A 19453-nucleotide genomic window follows, 5' to 3' on the forward strand; every position below is an offset into this window, starting at 1 on the left:
CGCTCACTTCACCGTGAAGGTGTAGCTGCCAGTGATTTTGTGCGTGTCGCCGGAAACGACCTGCCAGTCGACGTTGTAACGCCCACGCGGGAGACGCTGCTTCGGGATGATCGTGAGCGTACGCCCGTCGGAGCCGACCGCGGCGCTGCTCGGCATCTTCATGGCCGCCATGCCAGGCATCGCGGCCATGATCAGTTCGGCCTTGGAGAAAGCAGGCACGAGTTTCTCGCTGAACTGGAGGCTGATCTTCTCCGGGGTCGCGACCGCCGCGTTGGCGGCGGGGCTGGCGGACACCAGCTTCGGGTGCGCGTTTGCCACGCCGCCTGCGAAGAACAAGGCGGCGGCAGCAGTCGTGATGAACAAGCGACGCATGCGGGTAATCTCCATTTCCGTTGAGTTCACCTGTATTACGCAGCAGGACGGGTCACCCCTCACGATCTTTTTTCGTGCCGCCGCACCCTCTTGATGAGGGGGAAGCGGCATCGGCACGTATTCACAAGGGAGTACAAAGCGCTTTCTACCTGCGCCTACCGCCCGAATGAGTAGGGCCGCGGGCCCGCCGGGCGCATGCGCGGGGTAATGATGAGGTTGCGGTTGACCAATCAAGGCTGGACTGGCGATCCCGAGGAGGTCATCGACTGTCTGATTGTGGGCGGCGGTCCCGCTGGCCTCACGACCGCGATCTATCTTTCCCGCTTTCTCAGGAGCTGCGTCGTTTACGACGCGGCGGCGGGGCGCGCCGCCTCCATCCCGCGCTCGCACAACCTCCCAGGATTTCCCGGCGGCATTTCCGGCGTCACGTTTCTTGCGCGCCTGCAGGCTCAGCTGCATGAATATGGCGGTACGGTCCAGAGCGGTGAGATCGACGCGATCGTCGCATCAGGCGATCACTTCTCGGCAAGTTGCGGACCGAACGTCCTGTACGCGCGGACCGTCGTGCTCGCGACGGGTGTCGTCAATCGACGTCCCGAGATGCCCGATGCGATGCATGACATCGGCGTCGCGCGTGGCCTTCTCCGCTACTGCCCGATTTGCGATGGTTATGAGGCTCGGCGGATGAGCGTGGCGGTGCTCGGCTGCGACCGCCATGGCGCTGAAGAAGCCGAATTCCTGCGCGCTTATGGTGCCAAGGTCACGCTTCTCGCCGAACGGTCGCTCGACCTCGCACCGACCGAATTTGCCAGGCTGACCCAGCAGGGCGTCGATGTCGCGCCCTCGCCTGTCGAGCAGCTGCGTCTTGGCGATTGTGTCGAGGTTCGATTGGCCAATGGCCTGGAGCTACAATTCGACACGCTTTACCCTGCGCTCGGCTCATCGCCTCGAACAGGGCTTGCCACTTCGCTGGGCGCGAAGCTCGCGGCAACGGGATGCGTGCTGACCGACGCCCACCAACAAACCTCGGTTGCCGGCCTCTACGCGGTTGGTGACGTTGTGGAAGGGCTCGATCAGATCAGCGTCGCGACCGGACAAGCAGCGGTCGCTGCGACCGCAATCCATAACCTGTTGCGCGACCGCGACAGCGGATTGGCATCCGCCATGGCCGGGCTGTGGCCGGCTCAGGGCCTACCGCCGACCTAGGGTGAGCCATTGGCAGTGCAACGAGTGAAAGCCCTAAACCGGAGCGCTGATTCGTACCACACGGCGATCGGCGACACGGCCCTTCTCGGTTCGATGATCCCGCACCACGATGGTGCGCGCGCGCAGGCGGCGTGGCCGTCGAAACTGTGCGCTACCCCCGGCGCCGGGGGTTAATCGATACGCCAAAGCGGCTGAACGGTCCGACGCAAAGGCCGGAACATTTCAGGTTCGTACCTCTTACTTAGACAGGGGGTGACCGCTACCTGAACAGGAGAGAACCATGCACCACATGCAAGAGATGATCGCCACGCATCCGGACGTGAAGGGAAACACGAACGACGCACTGATCCGCTGTATTGAGGAGTGCTACTCATGTGCTCAGATCTGCACGTCGTGCGCTGATGCCTGTCTGGCGGAAGAGATGGTCGCGCAGCTTCGCCAGTGCATTCGTCTGAACCTCGACTGCGCCGACATCTGCCTGGCGGCAGGTTCTCTCGGCACCCGCCGCACCGGCAGCAATGAGCAAGCGCTGGTCGCGGCTCTTCAAGCCTGCGCCATCGCCTGCGGGCTGTGCGCGGAGGAATGCGAGAAGCATGCGAGCACGCACGAGCATTGCCGCATCTGCGCTGAACACTGCCATCGCTGCGAGCAGGCCTGCAGCGAAGCAGTTCAGTCGATCCGCTGATCAGTCAAAGGGCGCGTCCTCGGTGAAGACGCGCCCTCGGCCGTGCCTGTTCAGAAAACGACCGCTTTATGCGCACAGCCGGACCGGTTCAGAATGCCAAGTGGTATATTCCGCCGTGCATGAAGGTTCCGCCAAGGAATCCCTGGATGGAGATAGCGAGCGTCATCAGGCCAAGCACCACCCAGTACAACGTCCGCGACCGCTCGGGAACCTTACGGTGGCGCGCTGGCATCCAAGCCAGCGCGACGCCGAAGACCGCGATCAAGGTCCCGAGCCAGCGATGCGTCATCAGGATCGGGTTGCGATCGGTCAGGTAGAACCCGCCCGCGAACCAACCCAGAAACGCCGCCGCGATCGCGCCTAGCGCGCCGACTACCAACATGATGTGGGCGACATGCTGATAGTCGCGGTTGCGGCGCCACAACCCGAACAGCTCCACCCCGAACGCACCGATGAACAGTGCGATGGGAAAATGAATGACCATGGTGTGCAGCCGGCCCAGCCAGCTCACAAGCCGTTCACCGAAACTCTTGTTCTTGTTGGCGGTCTCCTCGTGCATGCCGCCCATGTCCATGTCGTCGCCGGCGATGTCGCGGCCGCCCATGTTCATGTCCACGGTCGACATAGAGCCCATGCCCATGTGGCCGTCGCCAGCGTCTGCTCCATCCTTTTTCTGAGTCTCGACTGCGCTGTTAGCACCTGGCCCGGCCCCGAGCGCATCGTGATCTTCATGCGCCGCTGCCGATGTGCTTACTGACATTGCAACCGCAAGGAGCAAAGCGAAGGCTCCGCTTCGTTTACCGCGCATCACCCAACCCCTTGTTTCGTGTTCATCAATGCCCGTTTGCCTCACCCGGCCAAATCCTTTCGTGAAACCCATCGCCCGCTCTTCAAGACGAACTGGGCCGTGGAGCTACACCAGCTGCGGCGACCGCGTCTGCCGCCCCAGCCTGAAAAAACCGCCGATCAGCTGCCGTGGCGCGCGAACAGGCGGCGCCCGCCGGGACCGAAGGCGACCACGTCATAGGCCTGCGTCTTGACGCCCGGCACTTCCATTCCCGGCGAGCCGAGCGGCATACCGCCGACCGCGAGGCCTCGCACACCCTTGGGCCGGGTCGCGAGAGCCCGCTTCATATCGGCAATCGGCACGTGGCCCTCGAAAGCCATGCCATCGGCGATTGCTGTGTGGCAGGACGAGACGTCCGCAGGGACCCCCGCGCGCTTCTGCAGCGCCGGGCGATTGGAATCATCGACGACGCGCACCTGGCGCCCGAGCTGCCGCTGCACCTGCGCTGCCCACTTGGCGCAACAGCCGCAGCCGGGATCGCGGTGCATAACGATCGGGGTGGCCGCGCTGACGGCAACCGGAACCAACAAGGCTGCGGCAGTAAGCGCGGATCGTAAAGCTGTCTTCATGGAAAAACTCCTTGGTCATTCCTCCCGCCCCCTCGTGGGGCGGGAGGAACGAAGATTATCACTGAGGTCGCTTGCTCATCGACCGGAGCATCGCCTGGAGTTCACCGATGCTCTTGTTTTGCTCGGCAATAGACTTCTGAGCCATTTGCCGGGTCTTCGCATCGGGCGCCTCGCGGAGAACGATCTGCGACATGGCAATCGCACCGCGGTGATGCTCGATCATCTTGCGGGCCCACGTCTCATTTGCATTGGCGCCTTTGGCCCTCATCATCTTCTCGTGCATCGCCATCTCGGCGGGCATGAAGGGCGTGTTCATGCCAGGCATGTTGTCGTGGTTCATGCCCTGCATTTTCGAGTGGTCCATGCCTTGCATCTGCTGCTGAGCCAAAGCCGGGCTCGCTGCCATCGCCGCCAGAGCCAGAGCTGTAAGTGTCTTAAACATTGCCTGCTCCTTCTTGGACTTAGTCAACGCAACAAAGCCCAATCGGCCTCAAAACCATGTGCGAATGCCCAGAACAAGGCTGGTCGATGACGCATCCTCGCCGTCCTCGCGTGCAAAACGAGCAGAGCGGCCCACTCTGCGCTCGTATGAAACACCGATATAAGGGGCAAACTCGCGCTTCACCTCGTAGCGCAGCCGCAAGCCAAGCTCGAGGTCCGACAAGCCCGAGCCGATCCGGTCTTCCGGAACGTCTTGCGCCGCAAATTCCGCTTCGAGACGAGGCTGGAGGATCAGGCGCTGGGTGATACGCTGATCGTAATACCCTTCAACGCGGCCGAGCACGTCACCCTTGCTAGACAAGAACAGTGCGCCCTCCACATCGAAAAAGCCTGGGGCCAGGCTCTCGAACCCAACCGTAGCGTAGACACGGGAGGGGTTGGGCTTGAAGTCGTAACGAATCCCGGCCTGGAAGTCGGTGAAGGGTCCGATCGCCCGTGCATAGAGCGCCTGCAGCTCCGCCCTTTCCAGGCTTCTCCCAAAGTTCCCTTCGCCTTCGGTTTTAAGAACCAGGCGATTAATGTCGCCACCGTACCAGGCACCGCCATCCCATCGATAGGCGTCGCGACCGTCGCGGACCTGGTATTCGGCCAGATTAAATATGACCTGCGAGAAATTCTGCCCCCCGTGCATCTGCAGATGCTGCTGCGAATGCGCCATGGCGGCGGCAGAGTAGACTTGGTCCGCGGCCCGATCCGTCGGGATCGGCGGCGGCGGAGCGTTGCCGGCCGGCAGGTTGGTCCCGACCATCGTCATGCCGGTCGCCGAAGGAGGCATGCTTCCCATGTCATGACCCGCCATGCCTTGCATAGCGCCCGAACCATGGTCCATGCCCTGCATGGCACCTGGCTGGCCGGGGGCGGCACCGCCGGAGGTATCTGGCATCGCCGACATGTCGTGCCCGGCACCAGGATTGGGGTTGGCTCCAGGCGTAGTCATGCCCGGCATGGCCGTCATGTCATGACCGGCGTGAGGATCGGCAACGACCGCTCCAGGGGCCGGCGGCTTGGCGGACCGACTTGCGGCGGGCCTGGCCGCCGATCCCGCCTTCGCGCGCGGTGTCGACCTGGCGGCAGGCTTCGCGGACTCCTTGCGCGCGGCAGGCTTGGTTGCTGCGGGCTTCTTGGCGACAGGCTTTTTCGCCGCTGGCGTCTTTGGCGGCGGCATCTTCATGCCGGGCATGTTGGAATGGTCCATCTGCGCGGCCACCGGACTTGCGAGGGCAAGTGCCGCGCCGCCAGCGATCAAGAGGAACTTAGGCTGCATCGCGGTTCTCCTCGCCCATCGGGCGAACCGTCACGACACGCATCATCCCCGCGGTCATGTGATAAAGATTGTGGCAGTGGAACGCCCAGTCGCCGGGCGCATCGGCCGTTACGTCGAATGTCATCTTACCGCCGGGCGCCACATTCACCGTGTGCTTGCGAGGCGCGAAGTCGCCATGTCCGGTCACCAGCTCGAAGAAGTGGCCGTGCAAATGAATTGGGTGCGGCATCATCGTGTCATTGACCAGGGTGACGCGCGCGCGCTCGTCCTTGCGGAACGGGATGGGGTCGGCAGGGTCGCTCATCTTCTGGCCGTCAAAGCCCCACATGTAGCGCTCCATATTGCCCGTCAGGTGGATCTCCAACTGACGCGACGGGGCGCGAACGTCCGGGTTGCGGTCGAGCGCGACAAGATCGCGATAAGTGAGCACGCGATGATCCGCGTCCTCCAGCCCCTGCGGCGGCTCGCCCGTGCGGTCCTTCGGCATCGGCGAGATGGTCTGCACTCCCGGCCCCATCTTGACGCCGGGCGCGTTCTTGGGGTTGCGCATGTTCATGTCCATGCTGCCGCCTGACCCATGATCCATCCCGGCCATGCCGCCGCTGCTCATCTGACCATGGTCCATGCCCGCCATCCCGGCAGCGCCCGCCGCCATTTGGCTATGGTCCATCCCTGGCATAGCGCCGCTCATCTGGTCGCCCCCCATCCCAGCCATGCCGGCCATCGCAGCGCCTACCGCCTTCGTTCCGTGATCGGTGGGCTCTTTCCACCCGGTGAGCTTCCACAGGTTGCGCGAGGCATTCTGCATCAACGTGGGATCCGGCCCGCGCTTTGCGACCGGGTTCTCGTCCGCCATACCGGACATCCCCTCCATCCCGCTCATGCCGCTCATGTCCATGCCCATGTCGGTCATGGTCAGCAACGTGCGCGGGCGGAGCGGCGGGACCGGGGCGATCATGCCCTCGCGCGGGGCCAGTGTCGCGCGCCCCATGCCGGATCGGTCGATCGCCTCGGAAACGAAGCTGTAGGCGCGGTCCTCGGGCGTCACGATCACGTCGAAGGTTTCCGCGACGCCGATCTGGAATTCGTCCACGGTTACCGGCCGGACGTTCTGGCCGTCGGCCTGCACCACCGTCATCGGCAAGTCAGGGATGCGCACGTTGAAGTTGGTTTGCGCCGCAGCATTGACGATGCGCAGCCGAACCCGCTCGCCCGGTCGGAAGAGGCCCGTCCAGTTGTCGTAAGGGCCAAAGCCATTGACGAGGAAGGTGTAGGTCGACCCCGTAACATCCGCAATATCGGCCGGGTCCATGCGCATCTTGCCCCATTCCATCCGATCCTTGAGGCGCATCTCGCGGCCGGCGAGCAGCCCGCTCAGCGTCGGGCGCTGATAGTTGAAATAGGCGCCGCCCATCTGCTTGAGCTTGCGGAAAATTTCCTCGCCCGTCATTTCGCTATGGTCGGAGAGGACGATCACATGCTCGCGGTCGAATGCGATCGGGTCGGGTCCCGCGGGATCGATGACGATGGGGCCGTAGAGCCCGCCCTGCTCCTGCTCGCCCGAGTGGCTGTGGTACCAGTAGGTGCCTGACTGCACGACTGGAAATTCGTACACGAAAGTCGAACGTGCCTTGATGCCGGGGAAACTGATGCCCGGCACGCCGTCCATTTGGAACGGCAGAATGAGGCCGTGCCAGTGGATCGAGCTATCCTCGTCAAGATTGTTGGTCACCGCGAGCCGGACCTTCTGGCCCTCCTTGAGGCGGACGAGTGGCGCCGGGACCGTGCCGTTCACCCCGATCGCGGGCGTTGTAATTCCGTCCATGACCAGCTTCATCCGGTCGATCGTCAGGGCGATTTCCGTGCCCGATACGATCGGCAGCGGCTTGGCGATGCCGCGCGACACGGGTTGCGCCCAAGCTGGCAGGTAGGCCGACATGGCCAGCGTGCCGCCGAGCATGGCGGTTCCGCGCATCACGTCGCGCCGGTTCAGATTGCGGCTCATGCCGTTCTTTCGCTCCATTCAATGCTTGCGGCCGGCGGGAGGGGGCCGCCGTCGTTACCCTTCATTACGCGCGAACCGGCCCATCCCCTCATGCGAAGTCGAAAATTTTCGACAACTTCGCGCGCGCGCGCCGGAGCCGCATCTCTACGGCCTTGCCGCTGATCCCCAGCGCGGCTGCGGTCTCCGCTTCGGACAAGCCTTCCACGGTCCGCAGCAAGAGCGTCTCCTTGAGCGTTGCCGGCAGCTCGGACACCGCGCGCGAAAGCCGGACTAGTTCCGCGCGGTCGAAGGTTACCGCGTCGGCGCCTGGCGCCTCGTCCCACTCACTTTCCATCGTCTCGGGCGGCAGCGAAGAAGCGAACGATAATATCTGGCGTATGCGCCGCCGCCGATGCCAGTCGCGGCTCTTGTTGATCGCCACGCGGGCCAGCCACGCAGCGAGCGGCCGATCTCCGTCATATCTTGGCAGGTTCTGAAAGGCGGACGCGAAGCATTCCTGAGTGAGGTCAAGCGCCTCTTCAGCGTCACCGATATGTGCACGGATCAGGCGGTAGACTGGCTCCTGGTGCCGGCGCATGATCTCGGCGAAGGCGGCCTGACGTCCAGCGAGCGTCAAGGCGGCGAGTTCGCCGTCCGTGCAGGCCGAAAGTTCAAGACTCACCGCGCGTCTGCGGTCAGCGCCTTAACCACCGCGCGGTCGAACGTCCTCGCCTGGTCGGGCCGCAGGATCTGCCGCATCGCGAACATATGGTTCAACGTCTCCTTTTGGAGCTCGCCCATCGCGCCGTGCGAACGATCGACGGCCGCCGCGACCTGCGGCCCGTTACCATGTTCGGCCTCGATGGCGTCGGCAAGCCGGGCGTTGTCGGCCCTGAGTTCAAGCTCCAAGGCACGCCTTCGAACGGCGAAGCGTGACTCCAGCGTCTCGAGCTTGGTCCGTTGAGCTTCGTCCAGCTCGAGCCCGTCGTGGAGCAAGCTATGAAGTTCCACGCCCGGGCTCGGTGGGGAAGGGAACAACTCGCGCCCAGCCCACACGCCTGCGATCGCTGCCAAGAACACGACGGCCGCGATCAGCATCGTTCTCCGGGCGCTGCCCGTCACTGGAACGCCAGCAAGGTCGAAGGCGCTAGCGGCGCGGCAGGCCCGAAAGGCGTCAGCGTCGGCATCTGCGCAGGCGCCGCTGCGGACGACAATCCGCCGCCCACCACTCCCAAGGCGACCGCGCCTACCGCTGCCAGCATGCCAGTCCGCAGTGTCACTCCGCCGCCGGCGCGCCGCTCCGCCGCGATCAACCGCATGACATCGCCTTCCAGTTCAGCGAGCCGGGGATGAAGCGGCTGCTCGGCAAGGCGGCGCAAGGCGCTGTCCAAATCCATATCCATGTTCATTCCTCCGCCGTGCTCACATCCTTTACGCACGGCCGGCGAACACCCCTCGAATCCGACGTGAACGAATGTCACTAAGCGGGAACGCCCCCGGGCGCGGCGGCGCACTTTTCCATTGCGCCCAATCGTTCACAGCTCGCACGCAGGCCGGCGATCCACGCGTCCCTGTTTAAAATTCCCTGATTCACCTCTGTTGGCAGGCCGAGCGCAGCTAGGGCGGCAACCATGGTGTTCGTCAGGTCAAGCGAGGGGGCGACAATGTGTGCGTGGCGGCTGTGGGCAACGGCATGGCCGTGCATATGTCGACGTTTGTCGCGACCAGATAGCGCGATTGGCAACAAGCCGCCGATATTGCTCGTGAGCCGGGCAGCGGCACATGACCATTCCGCTGTCCGCAGGAGTTGGGTGACGGCAAGCGGAATGGTCCAAGAACGGGCAGCGGCGATAGATCGACACTATCGTCTTCTGGAGGAAATGGAGGGGCCATGTCTGTGTCTGCCCCCCCGCCGAGGAGGCGGTTTAGTGCGTGCTGAACAACTACGGTGAAAGCATCCAGCACCAAAGGAAAAGCCTTTGTCTAAAAGCTCATTCTAACCGTCGCTCGCGCGGTTGTCGGCGCACCGGGCATGATGTTGTTGTCGTTGTAGGCGGACGAAAAATAGCCGCTATTAAGGAGGTTCTCGACGTTGATTTGCGCCTCGATGTGGGGGGTGAGCTTGAAGAACGCGGCGGCATCGACGCGGGTGAACGCAGGCAGGACGGCGGCATTGCTGACCGAGGTGAAACTTTTCGATTGGTGGTAGATACCCGCCCCGGCCCCGAGGCGAGGGGTGAAATCGTAGCGGGTCCAGAGCGAAGCCTGCTGCTTGGGCACAAGCGGGACCTCGCGGCCGGCAGGAGCCGCACTCGTTGTCTTGCGGATTTTTGCGTCCTGCAGCGTGTAGCCGGCGCTGATTTGCCATTGGGGTGTGATCGCGCCGTTGAGGCCGATCTCAAGCCCTTTGCTGCGCTGCGCGCCCGTTAGCACCGTCCGCGTGGCGTCGTTGGGGTCGGTCGCGCGGGTGTTGGTGCGATCGAGCCGGTAGACGGCAGCGGTCAGGTTAAGCGTTGGGGAAACATCCCATTTGAGGCCGACTTCGTAATTGTCGAACTTCTCTGGTTCCAGCGCGGCGGTTGTTATGTCGAGCGATGAAAACTGATCGCCCGATTGCGGCAGGAAGGACCGGCTATAGCTGGCGTAGATCGAGACGGGTTGCACCGGCTTCAGCACTACCCCAAGGCGGGGAGACCAGAGGGTGTCGGTCCGGCTATAGCTCCGCCCGGCGACGAGATCATCGATGCTGAGCTTGAAGCGGTCGCGGCGAACGCCGCCGATGACATCGACATGTTCGCCGATCGAGATCTGGTCCTGCACATAGAAGGCCGTGGCGTCGGCATTTGTCCGGATAGACCGGTAGCCGGTGTTGGCGGTGGTGCGCAGCGTGACTGGCGGCACCGTGATTCGGTCAGCCAACGCGACAAAGACGCGCCGCCCTCCATTGACGATATCACCACTTCCGAAAAAGCCATTGATCCGCTGGTTGCGCGTGCGCTGATCGCCATATTCGAAGCCGGCGAGCAGCACGTGGCGGACGGGGCCGGTGGTGACGGTCCAGACGAGATCGTTCTGGTTGAGCAGGTTCTTGCGCGTCGTGGGATCGCTATATGCCTCGAGGCCGACGCTCTGGACGGCGCCGCGCGGGGTGGCCGGGGTTACCGCGAAAGTGTTTCGATAGAGCTTGTCATAATCTCCGTAGAGGACGCGACTGGTTACGGTCAGGTTGTCGCTAAACCGATGCTCGATGCGCCCGCTTAGGACCTTAGCCTCGAAATCGCTGACGTTGAATCCCGGCACACCAAAAAAGGTATCGCGAAAACCGGTAAGGGGGCGTGACGGGCTGGTCAGAGAGCCTTGGGCAGCCGAGGGAACGCCTCGATCGATCGTGCGCTTGTCATTGTTGTATTCGAAGCCCAGGTCGATCCGTGTGGTGCCGCCTAGCGATACGGCAAAGGTCGGATTGATCGCGAGCCGGCGTCCGTCGTAGAAGTCCCGGTTGCTGTTGAACTCCTCATAGACGGCGTTCAGTCGAGCCGAGGCGGACTGGCTGATCGGTTGGTTGATGTCGGTGTCGATATACCATGCGCCATATGTATCCGCCGAACCGCTGCTACTGATGAAGGCGTTGGCACCGGGGCGCTTGGTGACGCGGTTGACGATCCCACCCCCACCACCGCGGCCGAAGATCATTGCGTTGGGACCTTTCAGGACCTCGATCCGCTCTGCGTTGTAGAGGCCGCGGTAATATTGCACGTCGTCACGCAGGCCATCGACAAAGAAGTCTGCGGTGCTGTTGTTGCCGCGCAGAATGATCTGATCGCGGTGACCCTCACCCTGAGATATCACCGCGCCGGGGACATAGCGAAGCACGTCGGCGATCGAGCGCATAGCTTGATCGTCAATCTGCGCCTCGGTGATGATCGATGCCGCCTGTGGAACGTCCTTGAGACTGGTCGGAGTGCGGGTGGCGGTGCTGGTCGCATCGACCTGGTAGCCGTCCCGGACGCCGGTGACGATGATTGTTTGGCGTGCGTCCGTAGCCGGGGGAGCTGGCTGGTCCTGGGCCGTTGCGGGCACGGCCATTAATCCAAGGCCTAACGCGCCGCTTAATGTACTTTTTTTCATTTTACCCCCTTGCGAATCGTTCTCAATCTGTGCGCCGCCCTATGATATATGCAACTGCTTCGCAATAGCCGATGTCTGACTTGAAAGTGCGTGATGAAGGTAATGGTGCGCATCGACCCCCTAAGTTGGAGACGCCCGAACGGTGTGCCGCCAGATCGGTGAGCAAGCCCTGCCGTCGCTCACCAGATTAGGGGGCGAGTTCGGGATCTCGGCGCCTGCGGTGGTCGTTTCGCTAGCGTCGCGCCTCTATATGTGATAATGTCCTTTATCACACACTCTAGGGACCATGATCGCATGACCGGGACGGCCGCCACGACACCCCCGCAACGTCGCCCCGTCATCCGGGCCGTCAGTTTCGATGAGGCCGGCGCGGCGATCGGCAGCTTGCTGCCGATCGCGCGGCCGCCCACACGCGCGGCCGAAACCGGCGCATCCGGCAAGGTCGCGGATTTCCTGCTGGCCTGGTGGAACGGCGACGAGTGCGGGCATTTCCCGATCATCCACCTTTGCAACGTCGATGCCGTCATTGCCGAGGATATGCTTACGGTCATGGCCTATCTGGCGCAGGAGTCGACCACCTACGCCGATGCCTGGGGCTACCGCGACGCGATGGGCGACCTTTGGGTGCGCTATCGCGGCGACCCCGCAGAGAGCGTTTAAACGCCTCCGAAGATCCACCGCAAAAAGGGATGCCGGCATGATCGAAAATGACGACGAGGCTTTTGCCGACAACTACGCCGAGCGCGACCAAGCCAAGGCGCTGTGCGAGCAGGCGCGCGCGGGCGGGTTGCGTTTCGAGGCGTATCTACCCGGCGACATGGCCGATTGGCTGTTGGCGCAGGTCGAGCGGGGCCATTTCGTTGATCCGTCCGAGGCGGTGTTCGCGATCGTCAAGAACTTTATCGACATGGAGCCGCACCGCGATTTGCGCGACGAGCTGCTACGCCGGATATTAGACGAGTCGGTTGCGCGCGGGCTTGAGGACGTGAAGGCGGGCCGCGTTCGTCCCGCTGATGAGATGTTTGACGAATTGCGCCGGGAGCTGGCGAAGCCTCGCCCCGAGCCGGCCCGTTGGCAGAAGATCGCACGATGAACCAGCTCGCCCCCCTGCCCTCGCCGGCGCTGGCGTTGCCGGCCTTGATCGCGGCGGCCGACGACGCCACGCGGCTGCGCTTCCTTGAGTTCTTCGCCGTCACCATTCGCAACCCGCATACGCGCCGCGCCTATATGCGCGCGGCCGGCGACTTCCTGGCCTGGTGTGAGGCGCGCGGCGTCGCCTCGCTTGAGGCCGTGCAACCGCTCCACGTCGCGGCCTGGGTCGAGGCGCTGGGGCGCGAGCTGGCCGCGCCCAGCGTCAAGCAGCAGCTCGCCGGCGTGCGCCACCTGTTCGACTGGCTGGTGACGGGCCATATCGTGCCGGTGAACCCTGCCGGATCGGTGCGCGGGCCGGCGCATAGCCAGCGGCGCGGCAAGACGCCGGTGCTGGCCCCGGACGAGGCGCGGCGGTTGCTCGACAGCATCGACGTGACCACCCATGCGGGCCTGCGCGACCGCGCCCTGATCGGGTTGATGGTCTATAGTTTCGCGCGGATCGGCGCGGCGCTAGCGATGCGGGTCGAGGACGTGTTCATGCAGAACAGGCGGCTATGGGTCCGACTGCACGAGAAAGGCGGCAAGCGCCATGAAATGCCCTGCCATCACAATCTAGAGGATTATCTGACCGCCTATATCGACGGGTGCGCGCTGCGTGAGGATCGCAAGGGATCGCTGTTCCGCACGATCGCACGCGGGACTAAGCGACTAAGCGATACCCCCCTGCCCCAAGCCAATGCCTTCGCGATGGTGCGCCGGCGCGCAGGCGCGGCCGAGATCGGGACGGCGATCGGCAACCATTCGTTCCGCGCGACCGGAATCACCACCTATCTGAAAAACGGCGGCACGTTGGAGACGGCCGCGACGATGGCGAACCACAGCTCTACCCGCACGACCCAGCTCTATGACCGCCGGCCCGATGACGTGACGCTGGACGAGGTGGAGCGGGTGTTGATCTAGGCGGCGATCGCTGGCGCACATCCCCAGCGCCCGCCCTGCCAATGGAACCCTACCTGCTGCGCGTTGCTGATCGCGGGCGGCTCGCCCTTGTGCCAGAAACCGAGCATCTTGCCCCGATCGTCCAGATGAGCGTCGGCGACGATCGCGCGCGCGGCCTGGATGAATTGCCCATGCCCGAACACATAGACCAGCGAAGCGGCCGGCATGGCGGCGAGGCGGGCAAGCGCCGACTCGCAGCGCCGGAGCAGATTGGCGAAGCTCTCCGCCCCCTCCCCGTCGCAATAATCAGGATCGGCCTCGCTCCAATAGCGTTCGAGGTGCGGCATCCGCTCGGCGCTGCGCGTGCCGTTCCAGCGCGCCGGTTGCAGATAGGTGAACTCTTCTATCGGCCAGACTTCGACCGGGACGCCGGGGAAGCGCGCGATCGTCGGCGCGGCCGTCTGCCGGGTGCGGGTATAGGGCGACGTGACGATGAGCGCGGGCGCTTGCGTCCAGCTCGCCGCGACCTGGCGCGCTTGTTCGTGGCCGTGCTCCGTCAGCTCGATCGTCGCGAGATCGCGACACGGCACGCCGGCGTTGCCTGTAGATTCGCCGTGGCGGATGAAGATCGCCCGCATATGCGTCATCTATCCGAATACCTCGCTATGCGAGCCAAGGCGCGCGAGGCGCAGCGTTTCGTCGTCGGGCTTGGCGTAGATCAGCACCAGATCGGGCTTGACGTGGCAATCGCGGTAGCCCGCCCAATCGCCGCTCAGATCATGGTCGCGGTATTTGGGATCAAGCGGCGTGTCGGTCGCGAGCGCGGCCAGGACGGGCAGAAGATCGGCATCGAGGGTCGCTCGATGTCGGCCCTTTGATTCCCGCTTGTAGTCGCGCTTGAACCGGGTCGAACGATCAATCGTCCGCATGGAGGTCCGCCATCAGCGCATCGACGCTGGCAAACTTGGTCCCCTTCCCCGCCGCCAGCTCTGCCATTGCCTCGCGTGTCGCGGCGTTCGGAACCTTGACCTCGAAAGGCAAGCGCCGTTCGTCGGCGATACGCAGCATCAGCAGCCGGATAGCGTCGGAGATCGAAAGGCCCATCGCGCCCAGCGCGGCGGTGGCGCGTTCCTTCGTCGTATTGTCGATCCTGGCGCGGACATAGGTGTCGGAAACAGCCATTGGGATTTCCTTCTGAAAACGTAGTCCCAATGTAGTCACAAAATCTGATTTTGGCAATGGGTGCGGTGATTATGCGCCTGCCGCTGGCGCGGCACCGTGGCTCTAGTCGCTCACGCTCCCCAAGCCCGCAAGCGGTCTTGGCCCAAGGTAACGATCCACATGGCGGAAGCGAGATCGCTGCGCGGATCTCGCGCAGCAGTGCCGGGGGAAAGGCGGTCCCGGCCGCCTCTCCCCCGCAACGGCAATCAGCGGGACCGTGGCTCACTCGGCTGCGCCTCCCTGCGCCGCGCACCACTCCCGCAGATTCCCGCTGCCCCCCTCTCTCGCCGGCGTTCTTGGGCGTCCGTGTTCCGGCCGATGGCATGGCCATCGCCGGACAGGCGATTTGAAGGGAGTAAAGACGATGACCCACGAAACCCGCGAAAGCTGGCTCAATGCCGTGGCGCAGGGCATGGCTCTGCTGTTCGAGGCGCTGGACGCCCCCTGCCCGACCGCTTACGCGTGGCGATCGGCTTCACCAGCAGAGGCGCGAAGGGCAAGGCGATCGGTGAGTGCTGGGACAACCGACTTAGCGCGGACGGGCATTTTGAAATCTTCATTCGCCCGGACCTAGCGCACGCGCCCGATGCGATGCCGGCGCAGATCGCGGCCATCCTCGCGCATGAGCTGGTCCATGCCGCCGTCGGCATCCCGGCAGGGCATGGGAAGGCGTTTAAACGGGTCGCGCTGGGGCTGGGGTTGGTCGGGCCTATGCGCGCCACCACCCCCGGCGAGGCGTTCCTTGCGGCCGTCGCACCGATCCTCGATGCCGCTGGCCCCCTCCCCCATGCCCGTCTCGACACGGACGGGGAGTCGACCGCGCCCAAGGAGCAGAAAACCCGGATGCTGAAATGCGAGTGCGCGACGTGCGGCTATACCGCGAGGACCGCGCGCAAATGGCTTGAGCAGGCCGGAGCGCCGCTTTGCCCGATCGAGGATCACGGCCAGATGAGCCATGAGGCGCTGGACGATGACAGCGAGGATGAGGGCGGCGAGGACGGCTAGACGCCCTGCCCTTTCATCCGATAGCCGCTTGCGCTATGACCACATGCAAACATGAGTTCATGTAAGGATATTCACATGCCAACAATCGCGATCATCAGCCAGAAGGGGGGCGCGGGCAAGACCACCCTCGCCTTGCACCTGGCCGCAGCCGCCGAGGATTCCGGGCATACCGCGCTGGTGATCGATCTCGACCCGCAGGCGACGGCGAGCCAATGGGCGGCATGGCGGCAGGACGCGCCCCCGGTCGTGATCGACAGCGCCCCCCCTCGCCTTGCCGCCAAGATCGAGCAAGCGACGGCGCAGGGCGCGGAGTTCATCGTGATCGACACCCCGCCCCATGCCGACAGCGCCGCCAGCGCCGCCGTCGAGGCGGCCGACCTGGTGTTGATACCTTGTCGGCCGAGCGCGTTCGACCTGGCCGCGATCAAGACCACGGCCAGCCTTGTGAAGATGCGCGGCAAGCCCGCTTTCGTGATCTTCACGGCGGGAAGCCCGACCGCGCCACGCATGTATGACGAGGCGGCGCAGCTCGTGCAGGGTTACGGGCTGGACGCCTGCCCGCTGCGTGTCGCGGATCGCGCCGCGTTCCGCCATGCGGCGACCGAGGGAAAAACCGTGATGGAGATCGAACCGAATGGCAAGGCGGCCGATGAGGTGCGTCAGCTTTACAAGTGGGCATGTGAACATGTAAACATGCCAGCAGATAGGAAGCGGAGGGCCAGCGCATGAGCCGGAAGGGATCATTGCTTGCATTGCGGGATCGGGACGCAGCGCCGACGCCGGCGACGGCCGAGCCGGAGGGAAGGGCGGCCGCGCCGAGCGCCCGCAGCACTGGCATAGGCACCGGCAGCAGTTCGAGCAGCAGCCCGGTTGCGCCGAGCCGTCAGGGCAAGAAGGCGATGACGGGCTATTTCAGCCCGGAAATGTCGTTCGCCATGCACATGACCGCCCGCAAGCACGGCATGAGCTTGCAGGACGCGATGGCCGAGGCGTTCAACGACTGGCTCCGAAAGATGGGGGAAAGTCCTGTAGGCAAGTGAGCATGTTCACATGCAAACATATAGCTTAGGGGAAAACTCATGGCCGTGCTAATCGTGTCCGCCATCTTCGCACTGGTGATGATCGGATTGTCCATCCGGGCAAACGCCCGTTTCCGGCAGGAAAGGAAACTGCCGATGCAATGGCGGCTTTCACGATGATTGTGTTGAAAAACTCTCAGAGGCATTTCCTTGGGTAATATTCGAATTCAGGCGCAGTGGCAGGCGCATCAATGATTCGCAGGGCGCGGGCCGTCTGCATCATTGTTACCGAAAATCGGCGGGACGCACCTCAGCACCGACTTTTTCAACACAATCACGATCAGAGCCGCTTTCCAATTTGGTGAATTGGTCCGCACCTCGCGTTCTAGCTCTCAGCTTCACGCCCTTCCTTGCGATCTGTGTGCTGGGGCTGTTCAATGTTACCGCGATGACCCTAACGCCGAGGCCAGGGCAGGAGGGGATGCTGTTACCGTCCCCGATCTTTATTGGAGGCGCGTTCGTGGCGGCCCATGTTTTCCAGCTTTGGTTGATCGGAAGGAGCCTGGGCCGAAGTTAAACTCAATGTCGTCATGTTCACATGCAAACATGGCAGTTAACGCCACGACACTGGGGGCGTTTGCGGGAGGGGGCGGAATCCTACGCCAAGCTCGCCCAGATAGCCGGCGCGAGATCTTACTTGTTGCTGCCTTCTACGGTCGCGCCAGAAAGGCGACGGCTCAGTTCTATCCGGCGATGGCTACGCATTTTGAAGGTGTCTGGCCCAACGCGCCGATACTCAATGAAGCCGAGAGAACGCCAAAATCGCTCTGCCGCTTCATTCGCTTCCAGCACGGCCAACCGAATCTCTGTGGCACCTCTCGCAGCGGCCCAGCTTTCGACCGTCGAGTAAATTGAGCGTCCGACGCCACGACCACGCTGTCGAGCCGCTACCGTGAATCCGTGTCCCGATAATGTACAGGGGCCAGTCAGTCTGGAAAGGCGGGATGATAGTTATGCATCACGCTAACGCATCCTCCTCAGCATCAGCATCGAGCATTCGGCCCATCGCGTAGTAATCGCCAATAACGCCTGATTCTTTATTGGCTGCCACAACATCTCCGCACACGGTATAGCCAAGCCGTTCATAAAATGCGAACGCCCGGTCGTTGCGAACAGCGACGTGGAAGATCAGGAAGAGCAAGCCACGGCGACGTACCCATTCCTCGGCGGACTTCACCAGGCTTGCTCCAAGCCCACGTCCCTGCCACCGTGTCCGGATAGCCAGATTAAAAGAGGCAAATTCTGCAGCGCCTTCGATGCACACGCTCCGTACATCTATGTAGCCGACGAGGTCGCCTATGCGTTGCAGGACGAAGATGCCTCGCTCGCCGGCTACGGCGGCGTTTAGTTCGGCAGTTGTGCGGCGCAGGAGTTCCCCTCGATCCCGGACATCGAAGATCATATGTTCCGCTTCGCGAGCGAGGGCGATCTTCAAGCGTACCAAAGCTTTAGCGTCGTCAAGGTTCGCCGGCCGTAGCTCGCTCCAGCTCTGCTTTCCGCCTACTTGAGCTATCGAACGCGCCGGCGGGAGTGGGCGCGCGTATATTACCTGTGTCATGTGAGGATCTGGACTCCCTGTAACGCGCGCGCGCGCTTTGAGATCGCGAGTTTGCCGAGGGAAAGGTGACCAGAGCGGAAAGCGTGACGTGGGGAAAGCCGCGCCGGATAGCTGAGGCTGCGCGGCCCGTCCGCTTGACGCTGTTCCCGCTTCCAAAAGGCAAAAAGCCCGAGCAGATTCCCCGCGACCGATACAAGATCAACGGCCAAGGCGAACGGTGCGCCAATGAGAAGATTGTGGGCCAGCCAGAAGGGCGCGGCCACGAGAAAGACGATCTTCATCCGCGTCGTTGATCGCTGGGTCCGCGCAATGAAAGAAGATGCACCGCCGCAAGCGGCAAGGCCGGACAGGATTCCATGCCAGGTCGCCACGGTGAGCAACAGCAGCGCGAGCAACGTCGCGCCGTCGAGCGCGAGCTTGGCAACCCGGTCACGAACCACCAGCGCGACGGTGAGCTGCATCAGGGAAAGAAGGCATGCGGCCGAAGCGGTAGGCGCGCCGATCAGCGCGAAGTGAAGCGCGAATGCGCCCGCGCCCGCGCCCTGCACCATGAGCGCTCCCCGGCGCGAGGGTAGGAGCGGCCAGCTCACCACGCAGCCGAGACCAACAGCCCCGAATAGGATCGCAGCTAACCCGGTGCTCGCAAACGTTTGATCGAGGAAAAGCGACATGCACGCTCGCGTCGGGGTTGGTCCGGCTTCCACCGTGAAGGAAGAAGGTTAATGTGGCGTTGTCGTCGACCGCTTTCCCATCGCGAGTCCCGGCCACAATGGCATTTGGCTTTTGACGAGGACTGGTTCATTCTGCGTCCAGCGCGGCGCTCTTCCCCTTGGGTTCCGCCCTTGTTTGGACCAGGACAATGGTGCGTGACGCTTTCAAGCTTCTCGCCATCTCGACGTCGCTCGTGCTTTCTGGCTGCGTCAGTCCGCGAGAAATGGCCGCTCGCCATCGGGCGGCGTGTGCGAGCTACGGCTTCCAGCCTGGAACGGAGAGCTATGCGAAT

General features: G+C 63.5%; 23 protein-coding genes and 1 pseudogene. 8 read left to right on the forward strand and 16 right to left on the reverse strand.

All coding sequences use genetic code 11. The features are described from left to right. Window positions 1–3 precede the first annotated feature (3 nt). Window positions 4–372: a copper homeostasis periplasmic binding protein CopC gene (gene copC / locus N6H05_RS27980; protein WP_037475981.1), complete on the reverse strand. Its 369-nt coding sequence runs from the start codon at window positions 370–372 to the stop codon at window positions 4–6. Between the two features lie 207 nt (window positions 373–579). On the opposite strand from copC, the gene N6H05_RS27985 reads away from it, so the two are divergent. Further along, on the forward strand, window positions 580–1578 hold the full coding sequence (locus N6H05_RS27985; RefSeq protein ID WP_052027673.1) for an NAD(P)/FAD-dependent oxidoreductase: 999 nt from the start codon (window positions 580–582) through the stop codon (window positions 1576–1578). 280 nt (window positions 1579–1858) lie between these two features. After that, window positions 1859–2263: a four-helix bundle copper-binding protein gene (locus N6H05_RS27990; protein ID WP_082736288.1), complete on the forward strand. Its 405-nt coding sequence runs from the start codon at window positions 1859–1861 to the stop codon at window positions 2261–2263. An 88-nt stretch (window positions 2264–2351) separates the two neighbouring features. On the opposite strand, the gene N6H05_RS27995 is transcribed toward N6H05_RS27990, so the two are convergent. From N6H05_RS27995 to N6H05_RS28035, 9 genes are all read right to left on the reverse strand, one after another. Further along, on the reverse strand, window positions 2352–3143 hold the full coding sequence (locus N6H05_RS27995; protein ID WP_231725740.1) for a DUF2231 domain-containing protein: 792 nt from the start codon (window positions 3141–3143) through the stop codon (window positions 2352–2354). Window positions 3144–3229: 86 nt separating this feature from the next. Then, window positions 3230–3679, reverse strand: a complete 450-nt coding sequence (locus N6H05_RS28000; RefSeq protein WP_047100380.1) for a DUF411 domain-containing protein — start codon at window positions 3677–3679, stop codon at window positions 3230–3232. A gap of 58 nt (window positions 3680–3737) precedes the next feature. Then, window positions 3738–4121, reverse strand: a complete 384-nt coding sequence (locus tag N6H05_RS28005; protein WP_037472990.1) for a DUF305 domain-containing protein — start codon at window positions 4119–4121, stop codon at window positions 3738–3740. 48 nt (window positions 4122–4169) lie between these two features. Further along, window positions 4170–5444, reverse strand: coding sequence for a copper resistance protein B (locus tag N6H05_RS28010; protein ID WP_066269059.1), 1275 nt, complete (start codon window positions 5442–5444; stop codon window positions 4170–4172). Then, window positions 5434–7449: a copper resistance system multicopper oxidase gene (locus N6H05_RS28015; RefSeq protein WP_066269052.1), complete on the reverse strand. Its 2016-nt coding sequence runs from the start codon at window positions 7447–7449 to the stop codon at window positions 5434–5436. The genes N6H05_RS28010 and N6H05_RS28015 overlap by 11 nt, the downstream gene beginning before the upstream one ends. An 88-nt stretch (window positions 7450–7537) precedes the next feature. After that, window positions 7538–8110 (reverse strand): RNA polymerase sigma factor, encoded by a 573-nt coding sequence (locus N6H05_RS28020; RefSeq protein ID WP_066269048.1) that lies wholly within the window; start codon window positions 8108–8110, stop codon window positions 7538–7540. Next, window positions 8107–8526, reverse strand: coding sequence for a periplasmic heavy metal sensor (locus tag N6H05_RS28025; protein ID WP_037473048.1), 420 nt, complete (start codon window positions 8524–8526; stop codon window positions 8107–8109). Before N6H05_RS28025 ends, N6H05_RS28020 begins: the two co-directional genes overlap by 4 nt. Before the next feature lie 20 nt (window positions 8527–8546). After that, window positions 8547–8831 (reverse strand): hypothetical protein, encoded by a 285-nt coding sequence (locus tag N6H05_RS28030; protein WP_004212939.1) that lies wholly within the window; start codon window positions 8829–8831, stop codon window positions 8547–8549. 580 nt (window positions 8832–9411) lie between these two features. Beyond that, complete coding sequence (locus tag N6H05_RS28035) at window positions 9412–11556, reverse strand: TonB-dependent siderophore receptor (RefSeq protein WP_066269041.1); 2145 nt, start codon at window positions 11554–11556, stop codon at window positions 9412–9414. 294 nt (window positions 11557–11850) lie between these two features. Here N6H05_RS28035 and N6H05_RS28040 point away from each other — a divergent pair, with 294 nt between their 5' ends. From N6H05_RS28040 to N6H05_RS28050, 3 genes are read left to right on the forward strand one after another with little or no spacing between them, the layout of a single operon-like run. Next, on the forward strand, window positions 11851–12216 hold the full coding sequence (locus tag N6H05_RS28040; RefSeq protein WP_004212937.1) for a DUF7673 family protein: 366 nt from the start codon (window positions 11851–11853) through the stop codon (window positions 12214–12216). Window positions 12217–12253: 37 nt separating this feature from the next. Further along, window positions 12254–12649 carry a hypothetical protein gene (locus tag N6H05_RS28045; RefSeq protein ID WP_062069509.1) on the forward strand — a complete coding sequence of 132 codons (396 nt, stop codon included), beginning with the start codon at window positions 12254–12256 and terminating at the stop codon, window positions 12647–12649. Further along, window positions 12646–13608: a tyrosine-type recombinase/integrase gene (locus N6H05_RS28050; protein WP_004212934.1), complete on the forward strand. Its 963-nt coding sequence runs from the start codon at window positions 12646–12648 to the stop codon at window positions 13606–13608. Before N6H05_RS28045 ends, N6H05_RS28050 begins: the two co-directional genes overlap by 4 nt. Here N6H05_RS28050 and N6H05_RS28055 read toward each other — a convergent pair. The 3 genes from N6H05_RS28055 to N6H05_RS28065 are packed head-to-tail and all read right to left on the reverse strand — an operon-like array spanning window position 13605 to window position 14769. After that, window positions 13605–14225 carry a histidine phosphatase family protein gene (locus tag N6H05_RS28055; protein WP_037492298.1) on the reverse strand — a complete coding sequence of 207 codons (621 nt, stop codon included), beginning with the start codon at window positions 14223–14225 and terminating at the stop codon, window positions 13605–13607. The two genes, N6H05_RS28050 and N6H05_RS28055, sit on opposite strands and share 4 nt — an antisense overlap. 9 nt (window positions 14226–14234) lie before the next feature. Then, window positions 14235–14516: a type II toxin-antitoxin system YafQ family toxin gene (locus N6H05_RS28060; RefSeq protein ID WP_004212931.1), complete on the reverse strand. Its 282-nt coding sequence runs from the start codon at window positions 14514–14516 to the stop codon at window positions 14235–14237. Next, entirely contained in the window at window positions 14503–14769 is a 267-nt protein-coding gene (locus tag N6H05_RS28065; protein WP_004212930.1) for a type II toxin-antitoxin system RelB/DinJ family antitoxin, read from the reverse strand. Before N6H05_RS28065 ends, N6H05_RS28060 begins: the two co-directional genes overlap by 14 nt. Window positions 14770–15172: 403 nt before the next feature. On the opposite strand from N6H05_RS28065, the pseudogene N6H05_RS28070 reads away from it, so the two are divergent. From N6H05_RS28070 to N6H05_RS28080, 3 genes and pseudogenes are all read left to right on the forward strand, one after another. Beyond that, window positions 15173–15813 (forward strand): annotated as a pseudogene (locus N6H05_RS28070) (transcription elongation protein SprT). Window positions 15814–15888: 75 nt separating this feature from the next. After that, window positions 15889–16542, forward strand: coding sequence for a ParA family partition ATPase (gene parA / locus N6H05_RS28075; protein WP_004212927.1), 654 nt, complete (start codon window positions 15889–15891; stop codon window positions 16540–16542). Further along, complete coding sequence (locus N6H05_RS28080) at window positions 16539–16853, forward strand: ribbon-helix-helix domain-containing protein (RefSeq protein ID WP_066269038.1); 315 nt, start codon at window positions 16539–16541, stop codon at window positions 16851–16853. The genes parA and N6H05_RS28080 overlap by 4 nt, the downstream gene beginning before the upstream one ends. Before the next feature lie 672 nt (window positions 16854–17525). Here the strand turns inward: N6H05_RS28080 and N6H05_RS28085 are convergent. Genes N6H05_RS28085 through N6H05_RS28095 form a run of 3 tightly spaced genes read right to left on the reverse strand, consistent with a single transcriptional unit; the run spans window position 17526 to window position 19001 of the window. Then, complete coding sequence (locus N6H05_RS28085; RefSeq protein WP_257011066.1) at window positions 17526–17822, reverse strand: GNAT family N-acetyltransferase; 297 nt, start codon at window positions 17820–17822, stop codon at window positions 17526–17528. Window positions 17823–17850: 28 nt separating this feature from the next. Continuing rightward, window positions 17851–18450 carry a GNAT family N-acetyltransferase gene (locus N6H05_RS28090; protein WP_004212923.1) on the reverse strand — a complete coding sequence of 200 codons (600 nt, stop codon included), beginning with the start codon at window positions 18448–18450 and terminating at the stop codon, window positions 17851–17853. Continuing rightward, the gene (locus N6H05_RS28095) at window positions 18447–19001 is read right to left on the reverse strand and encodes a YgjV family protein (protein ID WP_004212921.1); all 555 of its coding nucleotides are present in this window, start codon (window positions 18999–19001) and stop codon (window positions 18447–18449) included. The genes N6H05_RS28090 and N6H05_RS28095 overlap by 4 nt, the downstream gene beginning before the upstream one ends. Between the last annotated feature and the right edge of the window lie 452 nt (window positions 19002–19453).

This window comes from Sphingobium sp. WTD-1 (assembly GCF_030128825.1).
Classification (GTDB): Bacteria; Pseudomonadota; Alphaproteobacteria; order Sphingomonadales; family Sphingomonadaceae; genus Sphingobium.